Genomic DNA, 14,328 nt, shown 5'->3' with positions numbered 1-14,328 from the left:
GGCCGCGCACGTAGGGTGGGGGCGTGGCCGACCCGTCCACCTACCGACCCGCTCCCGGCACGATCCCGGACGCCCCCGGCGTGTACCGGTTCCACGACGAGACCGGCCGCGTGATCTACGTCGGCAAGGCCAAGAGCCTGCGCAGCCGGTTGTCGTCGTACTTCGCCGACCTCGCCGGCCTGCACCCGCGCACCCGGCAGATGGTGACCACGGCGACCGGCGTGCGCTGGACCGTGGTCGGCACCGAGGTCGAGGCGCTGCAACTGGAGTACTCCTGGATCAAGGAGTACGACCCGCGGTTCAACGTGCGCTACCGCGACGACAAGTCCTACCCGGTGCTGGCCGTCTCGCTGCACGAGGAGTACCCGCGGCTGAGCGTCTACCGGGGGCCGCGCAAGAAGGGCGTGCGCTACTTCGGCCCGTACGCGCACGCCTGGGCCATCCGGGAGACCCTCGACCTGCTGCTGCGGGTGTTCCCCGCGCGGACCTGCTCGGCGGGGGTGTTCAAGCGGCACTCCCAGATCGGCCGCCCGTGCCTGCTCGGCTACATCGGCAAGTGCTCCGCGCCGTGCGTCGGCCGGGTCGACGCCGAGGAGCACCGGCGCATCGTCGAGGACTTCTGCGACTTCCTCGCCGGGCGCACCGACACCCTGGTGCGCCGGCTGGACAAGGCGATGCGGGAGGCCTCCGCCGACCTGGAGTTCGAGCGGGCCGCCCGGCTGCGCGACGATCTGGAAGCGCTGCGCCGGGCGATGGAGAAGCAGGCCGTGGTGCTCGGCGACGGCACCGACGCCGACGTCATCGCCTTCGCCGAGGACGAGCTGGCCGCCGCCGTGCAGGTGTTCCACGTCCGGGGCGGCCGGGTCCGGGGCCAGCGCGGCTGGGTGATCGACAAGGTCGCCGACAGCGACACCGCGGCGCTGACCGCCCAGTTCCTCACCCAGTTCTACGGCGAGCAGGCGGCGCTGGCCGACCAGGCCGACGCCGGGGGGAGCCCGGTGCCGCGCGAGGTGCTGGTGCCGTGCCTGCCCGACGGCGCCGAGGCCATCGACCAGTGGCTCGGCGACCTGCGCGGCAGCCGGGTCCACCTGCGGGTGCCGCAGCGCGGCGACAAGCGGTCGCTGATGGAAACCGTGGAGCGCAACGCCAAGGAGGCGTTCCAGCAGTACAAACTGCGCCGCGCCGGTGACCTCACGGCCCGCTCGGCGGCGCTGCAGGAGTTGCAGGAGGCGCTGGGGTTGGAGACCGCGCCGCTGCGCATCGAGTGCGTCGACGTCAGCCACGTGCAGGGCAGCGACGTGGTCGCCTCGCTCGTGGTGTTCGAGGATGGCGTGCCGCGCAAGTCCGAGTACCGCCGCTTCGAGGTCCGCGAAGGCGCCGCGGGCGGTGACGTCGGGTCGATCGACGAGGTGGTGCGCCGCCGCTTCGCCCGCTATCTGGCCGAAGCCGGCGATAGATCCGGGGACGGGGCCGGGACCGGCGACGAGGCCGGACAGCCGGGCATCGACCCGGAGACCGGGCGCCCGCGCAAGTTCGCCTACCCGCCGAACCTGCTGGTCATCGACGGTGGTGCGCCGCAGGCCAACGCGGCGGCCGACGCCCTCGGCGCGCTCGGCATCACCGGGGTCGCGGTGATCGGGCTGGCCAAGCGGCTGGAGGAGGTGTGGCTGCCCGCCGACCCGGATCCGGTCGTGCTGCCCCGCACCAGCGAAGCCCTGTACCTGCTCCAGCGGGTCCGCGACGAGGCGCACCGGTTCGCGATCAGCTACCACCGCTCGAAGCGCTCCAAGCGCATGACGAGCTCCACGTTGGATTCCATCCCGGGCCTCGGCGAGACCCGCCGGGCGGCGCTGCTGAAGCACTTCGGTTCGGTGCGCAAGCTCAAGCAGGCCGGGGTGGACGAGATCGCCGAGGTGCCCGGGATCGGCAGGCGCACCGCCGAAACCGTGCACTCGGCGCTGGCCGCCCGAGGGGGAGGCGCAGAGCAGCCGGGCGCGGCCCGGCGACGGAGCACTGAAGGGGAAGGCAGTGACTGAGGAACACTCGGGCATCGAGGTCGCGGTGGTCAGCGGCCTGTCCGGTGCCGGGCGATCGACGGCGGCCAAGTGCCTGGAGGACCTGGGCTGGTTCGTGGTGGACAACCTCCCGCCGGAGCTGATCGCGACCATGGTCGAATTGGGGGCCCGGTCCAGCGGCGCGATCACCCGCGTCGCGGTGGTGATGGACGTGCGCAGCCGCGCGTTCACCGAGGACCTGGGATCGGTGATCAAGGACCTGGACGCCCGCGGCTACAAGCCGAAGGTGCTGTTCCTGGAGGCGACCGACGACGTGCTGATCCGGCGCTTCGAGCAGGTCCGCCGGGGGCACCCGCTGCAAGGCGAGGGCAGGCTGGCCGACGGCATCGGCACCGAGCGCGCGCTGCTGTCCAAGCTGCGCTCGGAGGCCGACCTGGTGCTGGACACCACGAACCTGTCGGTGCACCAGCTCCGGTCCAAGATCGAGGACGCGTTCGGCACCGAGGCGGGCACCCGCACCCGGGTCACCGTGCTGTCCTTCGGCTACAAGTACGGCTTGCCGATGGACGCCGACCTGGTGATGGACTGCCGCTTCCTGCCCAACCCGTTCTGGATCCCGGAGCTGCGCGAGTACAACGGGCTCGACGACGAGGTCCGCAACTACGTGCTCGGGCAGGAGGGCGCCGAGGAGTTCATGCAGAGCTACCAGCAGTTGCTGCGGCTGGTCGGGGCCGGGTACCACCGGGAGGGCAAGCGCTACCTGACGCTCGCGCTGGGCTGCACCGGCGGCAAGCACCGCAGCGTGGCGCTGACCGAGGAGCTGGCCCGCAGGCTGGCCGACGACGACGGGATGATGGTCAAGACGGTGCACCGGGATCTGGGGCGCGAGTGAGCGACGAGGGTGGTCCGCTGCGCGCGGTGGCGCTCGGCGGCGGGCACGGCCTGCAGGCGACGCTGGCGGCGCTGCGGCGGATCACCCCGGCGGTGACCGCGGTGGTGACCGTCGCCGACGACGGCGGGTCCTCCGGTCGGCTGCGCCGGGAGCTGGGCATGCTGCCGCCGGGCGACCTGCGGCAGGCGCTGGCCGCGCTGGCCGCCGAGGACGACGGCGGGCAGCTCTGGGCGCAGGTGTTCCAGCACCGCTTCGCGGGCAACGGGGCGCTGGCCGGGCACGCGGTGGGCAACCTGGTGCTGGCGGGGCTGCTGGACGTGCTGGGCGATCCGGTCGCGGTGCTCGACCACGCCTGCGCCCTGCTGGGCGTGCGCGGCCGGGTGCTGCCGATGTCGACCAGCCCGCTGGAGATGGAGGCCGACGTCTTGGGGCTGGATTCGGACCCCGACGCGGTTCGCACGATCCGGGGACAAGTCGCCATCGCCAGTACACCTGGTCGGGTGAAAGAAGTGCGATTGTCCGCCGTCGGCACCGAAATCCCGAAGGCGTGCCCGGAAGCGGTGCAGGCCGTCCTGGACGCCGATCTCGTGCTGCTCGGACCAGGGTCGTGGTTCACCAGCGTGCTGCCTCACCTGCTGGTCCCGGAACTGCACGAAGCCCTGGTGCGCACCGCCGCGCGCCGCGTCGTGGTGCTCAACCTTGTCCCACAACCGGGGGAGACAGCGGGTTTCTCACCCGAACAGCATCTCGACGTACTCTCCCAGCACGCACCCCGGCTGCGCTTCGACGCCGTGCTGGCCGACGCCGATTCCGTTCCGACGCCGGACCGGCTCCGCGCCGCCGCGCAGGGCCTGGGTGCCCGGACCGTGCTGGAGCAGGTCGCCATGCCCACCCTGCCGGGCAGGCACGACCCGCAGGCGTTGGCGGCCAGTCTGCGGGCCGCGTTGGAGAGGAGGTCGGACCGGTGGCGATGACCGCGGCGGTCAAGGACGAGTTGAGCCGGTTGCCGGTGACCAAGACGTGCTGCCGTCGGGCGGAGGTGTCGTCGCTGCTGCGCTTCGCGGGCGGGCTGCACATCGTGGCCGGCCGCGTCGTCGTGGAAGCGGAGCTGGACGGCGGTTCCTCGGCCCGACGGCTGCGCAAGGAGGTGCACGAGCTGTTCGGGCACTCCTCGGACGTGCATGTGATCACCTCCGGCGGGCTGCGCAAGGGCACCCGCTACGTGGTCCGGGTGGTCAAGGACGGGGAGAGCCTGGCCCGCCAGACCGGGCTGCTCGACCCGCGGGGACGCCCGGTGCGCGGACTGCCCGCCCACGTCGTCTCCGGCGGGGCCTGCGACTCGGAAGCCGCCTGGCGCGGCGCTTTCCTGGCGCACGGCTCGCTCACCGAACCCGGGCGCTCCTCCTCGATGGAGGTCACCTGCCCCGGCCCGGAGGCCGCGCTGGCGCTGGTCGGTGCCGCCCGCCGGATCGGGGTGCAGGCCAAGTCCCGGGAGGTGCGCGGGGCCGACCGCGTGGTGGTCCGCGACGGCGACGCCATCGGCGCGCTGCTCACCCGGCTCGGGGCGCACTCCAGCGTGCTGGCCTGGGAGGAGCGCCGGATGCGCCGCGAGGTGCGGGCCACGGCCAACCGGCTCGCCAACTTCGACGACGCGAACCTGCGCCGCTCCGCCCGCGCCGCCGTCGCCTCCGCCGCCCGGGTGGAGCGGGCCCTGGAACTGCTCGGCCCGACCGCACCGGACCACCTGTCGGTGGCGGGCAAGCTCCGGTTGTCGCACCGGCAGGCGTCGCTGGAGGAGCTCGGCCAGCTCGCCGACCCGCCGATGACCAAGGACGCGGTCGCCGGGCGCATCCGCAGGCTGCTGGCGATGGCCGACAAGCGGGCCCGCGAGCTCGGGCTGCCCGACACCGAATCCGCCGTGACGCAGGAAATGCTCGAAGCCGAGGCCTGACCGGTGCAGAGATGCCGATCACGGGTGCGAGGGCGCCGAACGCGCACGTCCGCCGCCGGGTGCGGCCGGTCGGCGGCACCGCCCCCGCCATCCGGGTGTCCCCCGGCGACCTGCGACGAGCGCCCCGCGTGCGGACCGGCGATCGACCGATAGGGTTGGGCCGAGACCATCAAGCCCACCCGCCGCATCGGCGGCCGGGTCAGTCACGAGGAGAGATCGGCGTGACCGTTCGCGTAGGCATCAACGGCTTCGGTCGTATCGGGCGGAACTTCTGGCGGGCGGCCACCGCCAGCGAGCACGACATCGAGATCGTGGCCGCCAACGACCTGGGCGATGTCGCGACCATGGCCCACCTGCTGAAGTACGACAGCGTCCTGGGCCCGATCGCGCAGGACGTCAAGGTCACCGGTGAGGGCATCGAGGTGGGCGGCAAGCTCATCAAGATCCTCGCCGAGCGCGACCCGGGCAAGCTGCCCTGGGGCGACCTGGGCGTGGACGTCGTGGTCGAATCCACCGGCTTCTTCACCAAGGCCGAGGACGCGCGCAAGCACGTCGACGAGGGCGGGGCCAAGAAGGTCATCATCTCCGCGCCCGCCAAGGGCGAGGACCTGACCGTGGTGCTCGGCGTCAACGACGACAAGTACGACGGCACGCAGACCATCCTCTCCAACGCCTCCTGCACCACCAACTGCCTGGCGCCGATGGTGAAGGTGCTCAACGACTCCTTCGGGATCGAGCAGGGCCTGATGACCACCGTGCACGCCTACACCGCCGACCAGAACCTCCAGGACGGCCCGCACAAGGACTTGCGCCGCGCCCGCGCCGCCGCGGTCAACGTGGTGCCCACCAGCACCGGTGCGGCCAAGGCCATCGGCCTGGTGCTGCCGGAGCTCAACGGCAAGCTCGACGGCTACGCGATGCGCGTCCCGGTGCCGACCGGCTCGGTCACCGACCTCACCGCCACCGTCCGGGAGAGCACCTCGGTCGAGGCCGTCAACGAGGCGTTCAAGGCCGCCGCCTCCGAGGGCAAGCTGAAGGGCGTCCTCAAGTACAACGAGGACCCGATCGTCTCCAGCGACATCGTGACCGACCCGTACTCGACGATCTACGACGCGCCGCTGACCAAGGTCATCGGCAACCAGGTCAAGATCGTCGGCTGGTACGACAACGAGTGGGGCTACTCCAACCGGCTCGCCGATCTCGCAGCCCTCGTCGGCAAGAAGCTCTCCTGAGGTGAGCTGTGGTTCCGCTGCTCGTCGGCGCGGGTGGCGGAACCTCAGAAGTCTTCTCGCTGCGGGACCGCCGACATCATGAACGCCCGGTTCACCACGTCGGCGCCGTCCTCGCGGGAAGACCGCTGAGAACCCGCGGCGGTGCCGGTTGCGCGCGCGGTGCGGAAGCGGCTTCGCCGCTTGCCTGACGCGGTTCGGCATGTCGTGCCGACACCGCCGGGTGGTGGTTTTTGGGGGACCCGTCCGGGGTGGTCCGGGCGGGTCCTCCCCTACTTGAGGAGCAGAGCGTGAAGGATCTCGACGATCTGCTGTCCGAGGGGGTGCGGGGGCGGCGCGTGCTGGTGCGCGCCGACCTGAACGTGCCGCTGGACGGCGACCGGATCACCGACGACGGGCGGGTGCGGGCCTCGCTGCCGACCCTGTCGAAGCTGGCCGAGGCGGGGGCGCAGGTCGTGGTGACCGCGCACCTGGGGCGGCCGAAGGGCGAGCCGGACTCGAAGTACTCGCTGGCGCCGGTCGCGCGGCGGCTCGGGGAGCTGCTCGGCGCGGAGGTCGCGCTGGCCGGTGACGTGGTCGGCGAGTCGGCCCGGTCGGTGGTCGACGGCCTGACCGACGGGTCGGTGGCGGTGCTGGAGAACGTCCGCTTCGACCCGCGCGAGACCAGCAAGGACGACACCGAGCGCGGGGCGCTCGCCGACGAGCTGGCCGCGCTGGTGGGCTCCGGCGCCGCGTTCGTCTCCGACGGGTTCGGCGTGGTGCACCGCGAGCAGGCGTCGGTCTACGACGTGGCCAAGCGGCTGCCCGCCTTCGCCGGTGGCCTGGTGCTCTCCGAGGTGGAGGTGCTGCGGACCCTGTCCGGCGACCCGCGGCGGCCCTACGTCGTGCTGCTCGGCGGTTCCAAGGTCTCCGACAAGCTCGGCGTGATCACCGCGCTGCTGCCCAAGGTGGACTCGCTGCTGATCGGCGGCGGGATGGCCTTCACCTTCCTGGCCGCGCAGGGCTACGGCACCGGTGCCTCGCTGCTCCAGGAGGACCAGCTCGACAACACCCGGAAGCTGCTGGCCGAGCACGGCGACAAGCTGGTGCTGCCGGAGGACGTCGTGGTGGCCGACCGGTTCGCCGCCGACGCCGCGCACGAGACCGTCGCCGCCGACGCCATCCCGGACGGCTGGATGGGGCTGGACATCGGCCCGCGCAGCGTCGCCCGGTTCGCCGAGGTCCTCGGCTCGGCCGCCACGGTGTTCTGGAACGGGCCGGCGGGCGTCTTCGAGTTCCCGGCGTTCGCCGAGGGCACCCGGGGCGTCGCGCAGGCGATCATCGACTCCTCGGCCTTCAGCGTCGTCGGTGGCGGCGACTCGGCCGCCGCGGTGCGCACCCTGGGCCTGTCCGAGGACGGGTTCTCGCACATCTCGACCGGCGGCGGTGCGTCGCTGGAGTTCCTGGAAGGCAAGGACCTGCCCGGAGTGGCCGTCCTGGAAGGTGAGCGCTGATGGCCAGGCAGCCGCTGATCGCGGGCAACTGGAAGATGAACCTGAACCACCTCGAGGCCATCGCCCTGGTGCAGAAGGTCGCCTTCGCGCTGCCGGAGAAGTACTTCGCCAAGGTGGAGGTGGCCGTGCTGCCGCCGTTCACCGACATCCGCAGCGTCCAGACCCTGATCGACGGGGACAAGCTGCTGCTCAAGCACGGCGCGCAGGACATCTCCGAGCACGACTCCGGCGCCTACACCGGGGACGTGTCCGGGCCGATGCTGGCCAAGCTGGGGTGCGACTACGTGGTCGTCGGCCACTCGGAGCGGCGGGAGCACCACGCCGAGACCGACGAGGTGGTCAACCGCAAGACCCGGCAGGTGCTCAAGCACGGCATGGCGCCGATCGTGTGCGTCGGCGAGTCGCTGGAGATCCGCGAGGCCGGTTCGCACGTGGCGCACTGCACGACGCAGCTCATCGAGGGCCTCAAGGGGCTCAAGGCCGAGCAGGTGCGGCAGGTCGTGGTGGCCTACGAGCCGGTCTGGGCGATCGGCACCGGCAAGGTCGCCACCGCCCAGGACGCCCAGGAGGTCTGCGCGGCGCTGCGCGCGGCCCTGGCGGACAAGTACGGCGCCGAGATCGCCGACGAGGTCCGGGTGCTCTACGGCGGCTCGGTGAAGTCCAGCAACATCGGCGAGCTGATCGGCCAGGCCGACGTCGACGGCGCGCTGGTCGGCGGCGCCAGCCTCAACGGCGACGAGTTCACCAAGCTGAGCGCGATGGCCGCGGGCGGCCCCCTGCCGTGAACCAGGTGAGTGCGGGGCACCTCCATCCGACCATGCCGGATGGAGGTGCCCCGCACTCGGTGCGCAGGCCCGGGGTGCCGGGCGTCCGGTGATGATCCCGGCGGACCCGGCGCGGGCGGGACGTCCGGGTTGTGAGACCGTCGGTGCGGCGTTCGGGTGGACGGTGGTCTACGCCCCGTTGGCGGCCCGGTACTCTAGGTTGCGAACCGCTGTGCGAACGAGGACGTGATGATTCTTTTCCTGCAGATCAGTCTGATCGTGTTGAGCGTGCTGCTGGTCCTGCTGGTGCTGCTGCACCGGGCCAAGGGTGGCGGGCTCTCCTCGTTGTTCGGCGGTGGGATGCAATCCAGCCTGGCCGGTTCGAGCGTGGCGGAGAAGAACCTCGACCGGATGACGTTGTTCGTCCTCGCGTTGTGGGTCATCTGCATCGTCGCGGTCGGCCTGCTGGTCAAGATCGGTTGAGCGGCCGGACGCGGCCGATCGACCCGGCGGCTTGGTGGGTGAGGTTGAATGACTGGTGGTAACGCCATCCGCGGCACTCGCGTGGGGTCGGGACCGGCCACCGGCGAGTCCGAGCGGGGCGAGTCGGCTCCGCGCCAGCGGGTGGACTACTGGTGCGGCAACGGCCATCACGTCCGGCCGTCGTTCGCGGTGGACGCCGAGGTGCCGGAGGAGTGGGACTGCCCGCGGTGCGGGAGCCCCGCCGGGCGCAACGAGGAGGATCCGCCCTCCGCGCGGCGCAACGAGCCGTACAAGAGCCACTTGGCCTACGTCAAGGAGCGGCGCAGCGATGAGGACGGCATGGCCATCCTCGAGGAGGCGCTGACCAGGCTCAGGGAGCGCAAGGGCCGCTGAGCGGCAGGTCCGGGAAGCCGGGTGGACTCGGGTCCGCCCGGCTTCGTCGTGTCCGGAGCGGGTATCCGGGAGGTCCGCGGGCGGTCGCGCCGCCCGCGCGACCGGCCGGGAACCGCTCGGCCACGAGGGGGAGGACCACCATGCGCTTCATGATGTTCGTCAAGGGCGATGCGCCCGACGAGGCGGCCGCGATGCCCGACGCCGGGACGCTCGAAGCGATGACCGACTACAACGAGCAGCTCGTGGACGCGGGCGTGCTGATCGCCGCCGAGGGCCTGCGGCCCAGCTCCCGGGGCTGGCGCACCGAGCTCGGGCCGGACGGCGCGCGCACCGTCGTCGACGGCCCGTTCGCCGCGTCCGAGGAGCTGGTCGCCGGTTTCTGGCTGCTCCAGGTGGAGTCCCGGGAGGAGATGCGGGACTGGTCCACCCGGTGCCCGGCGCCGGTGGAGGTCCGCGAGGTCTTCGAGATCGACGACTTCGCCGCGTACGCGCCGGAGCAGGCCGAGCGGGAACGGCGGCTCGCCGAGCGGATGCGCCGCGGCTGATCGGGACGTCCCGCGGTCGGGTTACGCTCGCGGCCCAGCCGGCTGCAGAAGGAGTGCGCGAATGGACATCTCGACCGCCGACCTCGCCGACCGGGAGGGTCTCGCCGTGCGGAGCTGCGACCTGCAGTTCCGCGACCTGGGCGGGCGGACCGCGTTCGCCGGGCGGATCCGCACCGTGCGGTGCTTCCAGGACAACGCGCTGCTCAAGTCCGTCCTGGGCGAGGAGGGGGACGGTCGGGTGCTGGTCGTCGACGGTGGCGGTTCGCTGCACACCGCGCTGATCGGCGACCTGATCGCCGAGATCGGCCGGTCGCACGGGTGGAGCGGTGTGGTGATCCACGGCGCGGTCCGCGACGCGGCCGTGCTGGGCGGGATGGACTTCGGCGTCAAGGCGCTCGGCACCAACCCGCGCAAGAGCACCAAGACCGGGGACGGTGCGGTGGACGAGGTCGTCGAGTTCGGCGGCGTCCGGTTCGTGCCGGGCGAGACCGTGGTCTGCGACCAGGACGGCATCGTGGTGGTCGCCGAAGCCTGACGCCTCCGGGCGTGTCGTGCTGAGTGGGGGCACCTTCATCCGGCTAGGTCGGAGGAAGGTGCCCCTCGCTCAGTTCCCCGGACGCGCCCGGGTGTCGTGCGCGGCGGTTCCGCCCGAGGGCTCCCGGCGGCGGGGCGGGTGGGATTGACATCGGTGGGGCCATGGTGCGTATTCTTGTGTATACAGTCGTGTACTGAATGGGCGGCGGAGGAGGATTCGATGGTCGAGCGGGTCGACGTGGTGGTCGTCGGCGGGGGCAACGCGGGGTTCTGCGCCGCGCACGCCGCGGCCGAGCAGGGCGCCCGGGTGCTGGTCCTGGAGAAGGCGCCGGCGGCCGAGGCGGGTGGCAACTCCTACTACACGGCGGGTGCGTTCCGGTTCGCCCTCGACGGCCTCGACGACATCGCCGACCTGCTCGACGACGAGACGACCCGGCAGCGGCTGGCCGACACCGAGCTGCCGCCGTACCCGCGCGAGGCCTTCGCCGCGGACATGCACCGGGTCACCGAAGGGCGCTGCGACCCGGTGCTCACCGACGTGCTGGTCGCGCGCTCGGCCTCGGCGGTGCGGTGGCTGGCCGACAAGGGCATCCGCTGGCGGCTGATGTACGAGCGGCAGGCCTACGTCTCCGGTGACGCCTGGGTGTTCTTCGGCGGGCTCTACGTCGGGACGGTGGACGGGGGCAAGGGCCTCATCGCGCAGCACACCGCCGCGGCCGAGCGCGCCGGGATCGAGGTCCGCTGCGGCGCCGAGGTGGTGGCGCTGCACCTCAACGCCGAGGGGAACGCGGAGGAGCGCGGGGTGAGCTACCGGGACGCCGCCGGGGCCGAGCACCGCGTGTCGGCCGGTGCGGTGGTGCTCGCCGCCGGGGGCTTCGAAGCCGATCCGGCGCGCCGGGCCGAGCACCTCGGGGCGGGCTGGGAGCACGCGTACGTGCGCGGGACCGGCACCAACACCGGTGAGGTGCTCGACCTCGCGCTGGCCGCCGGGGCGGCGCCGCACGGCGACTGGGGCTCCTGCCACAGCACCGCGTGGGACGCCGGGGCCGACCCGGTGCGCGGCGACCGGGAGCTGACCAACCAGCTCACCCGGCAGAGCTACCCGATCGGGATCGTGGTGAACCGGGACGGGCAGCGGTTCCTCGACGAGGGCGCGGACTTCCGCAACTACACCTACGCCAAGTACGGCCGGGAGATCCTGCGCCAGCCGGGGGGCCGGGGCTTCCAGCTCTTCGACGCGCGGACCAGGCCGCTGCTGCGCACCGAGGAGTACGACTCGCGCCCGATCAGCGAGACCACCGCCGACACCCTCGACGAGCTCGCCGCGCGGGCCGGGATCGACGCGGACGGGTTGCGGCGCACCGTCGCGGAGTTCAACGCCGCCATCGTGGACGTCCCGTTCGACCCGGCGGTGAAGGACGGCCGCGCGGCCCGGGTGGATCCGCCGAAGTCGAACTGGGCGCAGCCGCTGGACACCCCGCCGTACTACGCCTACGCCGTCGGCTGCGGCATCACCTTCACCTTCGGCGGTCTGCACGTCGATCCCGCCGCGCGGGTGCTCGACACCGCCGGGGCGCCGATCGACGGGCTCTACGCCGCGGGCGAGCTGGTGGGCGGGCTGTTCTCCGGCAACTACCCGGGCGGCAGCGGTCTCACCTCGGGCGCGGTCTTCGGCCGCCTCGCCGGTCGGCACGCGGCGGGCGCGTCGCCCGAGGACTGAGTGCATACCGGCGTATCCTGGTGCGGACCGGTGCGCGTCGCCGTCCGGTCCGCAACCGCGAGCGAGGAGGCCCGTCCTGTCCGAGGTGTACGACCGGCTGCGCGCCGACATCGTGGCCGGCGCGTTCGACGCCGGAGCCGCGCTCGTCGAACTCTCCCTGGCCGAGCGCTACGGCACCAGCCGCACGCCGGTGCGCGAGGCGCTGCGCAGGCTCGAGCAGGACGGGTTGGTCGAGCGCGGGGACCGGGGGATGCGGGTCCGCACCCGCAGCCCGGAGGAGATCCTGGAGATCTACGAGGTGCGGATCTCGCTGGAGGCGACCGCCGCCGCGGCGGCGGCCCAGCGGCACGGCGAGCTGGACCTGATCCGGATCCGCCGCGCGCAGGCCGCGATGGAGGCCACCGACACCGGTGACCCGGGGGCGATGGCCGACGCCAACCGCGCGGTGCACGAGCAGATCTGGGCGGCCGGGCGCAACGGGACGATCGTGGACCTGCTGACCCGGCTCAACAACCACCTCACCCGCTACCCGGCGACCACCCTGGCGCAACCGGGGCGCTGGACCGAGGCGATCGCCGAGCACCAGGGGATCATCGAGGCCATCGAGGCCCGCGACGCCGAGCGGGCCCACGACCTCGCCCGCGACCACATGACCCGCGCCCGGGACCTGAGGCTGCGGATCTACCAGGACGGGGACGACTGAGGACCGCTTCCGGAATGGTCTGCGCGGCGGTGCGAATGTCCTCGCGAGGGGACCGCGGCGAACCGCCGCATCCTGACCGGCCGGTCAGCGCGCGTGCTGGTAGTGCTCCGCGACCACGCGGTCCATCGCTTCGGCGGCGTTGGTGCGCAGCGAGGTGGCGCTGAAGAAGATGTCCCCCGACACCCCCGGGTGGTCCCGGTTCAGCGTCAGGTGCGCGGACAGCTCGCCCGGGTCGGTCCAGCCGGGGGAACTGCCCGCCCGGTGCGCGGCCTGCCCGATGTAGAGCTCGACGTCGGTGCCGTCGACGGTGCGGTGCCACCACGGCACCAGCGCGGCGTAGTCGGCCGCCGGGTGCCCGATGTACCAGTAGAGCTGCGGCGCGATGTAGTCCACCCAGCCCTCCCGGACCCACTTGCGGGAGTCGGCGTAGATCGCCGAGTACGACTCCAGGCCGCTGGTGGCCGAGCCCGCCGGGTCGCTGCTGTCGTTGCGCCAGATGCCGAACGGGCTGATCCCGAAGCGCACCCCGGGCTTGGCGGCGTGCACCTCGCGGTCCAACGTGGACACGAGCTGGTCGACGTTGTGCCTGCGCCAGTCGGCGATGTCGGTGAACCCGCCGCCGTGGCGGGCGAAGGTGTCCCGGTCCGGGATCTCCACCCCGTCGGCCGGGTACGGGTAGAAGTAGTCGTCGAGGTGCACGCCGTCGATGTCGTAGCCGCGCACCGCGTGCATGATCGCCCCGGTGACGAACTCGCGGACCTCGGGCAGGCCCGGGTCGTAGTAGAGCTGGCCGTCGTACTCGAAGGTCCACTCCGGGTGCTGCCGGGCCGGGTGCTCCGGCACCAGCCGGGACGGGTCGGCGTGGGTGCTCACCCGGTACGGGTTGAACCAGGCGTGGAATTCCAGCCCGCGCCGGTGCGCCTCGTCGACCATGAACCGCAGCGGGTCGTAGCCGGGATCGCGGCCCTGCTCACCGGTGAGCCAGTGCGACCACGGTTCGCGCGGGGACGGCCAGAACGCGTCGGCGGTCGGGCGGACCTGCACGAACACCGCGTTGAGCCGATGGTCGACCGCCTGGTCCAGCAGCGCCCGGTACTCGGTCCGCTGCTGCTGCGGGGTCAGGCCCGGGCGGCTCGGCCAGTCGATGTTGTGCACCGCCCCGATCCACATGCCGCGCAGCGCCGTGGTGGGTGACCGCGCCGCCGCTCCGCCGGTGCCGATCAGCCCCAGCAGGACCGCCACCGAAGCCAGGGCCAGGCACAGCACGTCGGCGCGGATCCGGCGGACGCCCTGCTCGCGGTTCATGCGCGCCTCCGACAACGCTGTCGTGGATCATCCCGCGACGGACAGGGTACGCACCCCGACGCCGTTCCCGCTGCCCCTTCGGCCAAGGACCGCTTTCGCCAATGGCCTGCGTGGCGGTGCGGGTGGCGGAACCTCAGCGATCGCGTCCGAGCACGGGCCGCGGTGCAAGCTGACGGCCGCACCGCATGCGGCTCCGCCGCATTCTGAAAGACCCCTGAGCGGGGCCGGTCGCCGACGAGCTGCGCGCCGCTTCCTGGACGCCTGGGCTCGCGCGGGAGGCGGCGGTCCGGCCCGGCGGCCG

General features: G+C 72.6%; 14 protein-coding genes. 13 read left to right on the top strand and 1 reads right to left on the bottom strand.

Annotation, left to right across the window (positions count from 1 at the left end):
• Nucleotides 1-23 precede the first annotated feature (23 nt).
• From uvrC to ACQP0T_RS19350, 13 genes are all read left to right on the top strand, one after another.
• Nucleotides 24-2,036, top strand: coding sequence for an excinuclease ABC subunit UvrC (gene uvrC / locus ACQP0T_RS19410; RefSeq protein ID WP_433869363.1), 2,013 nt, complete (start codon nucleotides 24-26; stop codon nucleotides 2,034-2,036).
• Nucleotides 2,029-2,907, top strand: coding sequence for an RNase adapter RapZ (gene rapZ, locus ACQP0T_RS19405; RefSeq protein WP_345362082.1), 879 nt, complete (start codon nucleotides 2,029-2,031; stop codon nucleotides 2,905-2,907). Before uvrC ends, rapZ begins: the two co-directional genes overlap by 8 nt.
• 17 nt (nucleotides 2,908-2,924) lie before the next feature.
• Nucleotides 2,925-3,881 (top strand): gluconeogenesis factor YvcK family protein, encoded by a 957-nt coding sequence (locus ACQP0T_RS19400; RefSeq protein WP_433873777.1) that lies wholly within the window; start codon nucleotides 2,925-2,927, stop codon nucleotides 3,879-3,881.
• Nucleotides 3,872-4,858, top strand: a complete 987-nt coding sequence (gene whiA / locus ACQP0T_RS19395) for a DNA-binding protein WhiA (RefSeq protein ID WP_345362079.1) — start codon at nucleotides 3,872-3,874, stop codon at nucleotides 4,856-4,858. The genes ACQP0T_RS19400 and whiA overlap by 10 nt, the downstream gene beginning before the upstream one ends.
• Nucleotides 4,859-5,079: 221 nt before the next feature.
• Nucleotides 5,080-6,090 (top strand): type I glyceraldehyde-3-phosphate dehydrogenase, encoded by a 1,011-nt coding sequence (gene gap / locus ACQP0T_RS19390; RefSeq protein ID WP_345362076.1) that lies wholly within the window; start codon nucleotides 5,080-5,082, stop codon nucleotides 6,088-6,090.
• Nucleotides 6,091-6,377: 287 nt separating this feature from the next.
• Entirely contained in the window at nucleotides 6,378-7,580 is a 1,203-nt protein-coding gene (locus ACQP0T_RS19385) for a phosphoglycerate kinase (RefSeq protein WP_433869362.1), read from the top strand.
• Complete coding sequence (gene tpiA / locus ACQP0T_RS19380) at nucleotides 7,580-8,365, top strand: triose-phosphate isomerase (protein ID WP_433869361.1); 786 nt, start codon at nucleotides 7,580-7,582, stop codon at nucleotides 8,363-8,365. The genes ACQP0T_RS19385 and tpiA overlap by 1 nt, the downstream gene beginning before the upstream one ends.
• Before the next feature lie 228 nt (nucleotides 8,366-8,593).
• Complete coding sequence (secG, locus tag ACQP0T_RS19375; RefSeq protein WP_345362067.1) at nucleotides 8,594-8,827, top strand: preprotein translocase subunit SecG; 234 nt, start codon at nucleotides 8,594-8,596, stop codon at nucleotides 8,825-8,827.
• Between the two features lie 48 nt (nucleotides 8,828-8,875).
• Nucleotides 8,876-9,220: an RNA polymerase-binding protein RbpA gene (locus ACQP0T_RS19370; protein WP_345362064.1), complete on the top strand. Its 345-nt coding sequence runs from the start codon at nucleotides 8,876-8,878 to the stop codon at nucleotides 9,218-9,220.
• 140 nt (nucleotides 9,221-9,360) lie between these two features.
• Nucleotides 9,361-9,765 carry a YciI family protein gene (locus ACQP0T_RS19365; protein WP_433869360.1) on the top strand — a complete coding sequence of 135 codons (405 nt, stop codon included), beginning with the start codon at nucleotides 9,361-9,363 and terminating at the stop codon, nucleotides 9,763-9,765.
• A gap of 61 nt (nucleotides 9,766-9,826) precedes the next feature.
• Nucleotides 9,827-10,300, top strand: a complete 474-nt coding sequence (gene rraA, locus ACQP0T_RS19360; protein ID WP_433869359.1) for a ribonuclease E activity regulator RraA — start codon at nucleotides 9,827-9,829, stop codon at nucleotides 10,298-10,300.
• 219 nt (nucleotides 10,301-10,519) lie between these two features.
• On the top strand, nucleotides 10,520-12,019 hold the full coding sequence (tcuA, locus tag ACQP0T_RS19355) for an FAD-dependent tricarballylate dehydrogenase TcuA (RefSeq protein WP_433869358.1): 1,500 nt from the start codon (nucleotides 10,520-10,522) through the stop codon (nucleotides 12,017-12,019).
• Nucleotides 12,020-12,104: 85 nt separating this feature from the next.
• Entirely contained in the window at nucleotides 12,105-12,722 is a 618-nt protein-coding gene (locus tag ACQP0T_RS19350; RefSeq protein ID WP_433869357.1) for a GntR family transcriptional regulator, read from the top strand.
• 84 nt (nucleotides 12,723-12,806) lie between these two features.
• On the opposite strand, the gene ACQP0T_RS19345 is transcribed toward ACQP0T_RS19350, so the two are convergent.
• Entirely contained in the window at nucleotides 12,807-14,027 is a 1,221-nt protein-coding gene (locus ACQP0T_RS19345) for a glycoside hydrolase family 10 protein (protein WP_433869356.1), read from the bottom strand.
• Nucleotides 14,028-14,328: the final 301 nt, after the last annotated feature.

It is taken from the genome of Saccharopolyspora sp. CA-218241 (genome assembly GCF_050954615.1).
Lineage (GTDB): Bacteria > Actinomycetota > Actinomycetes > Mycobacteriales > Pseudonocardiaceae > Saccharopolyspora > Saccharopolyspora cebuensis.
The sequence above is the reverse complement of the archived record's forward strand: the minus strand, read 5'-3'. Positions and strand labels throughout refer to the sequence as shown.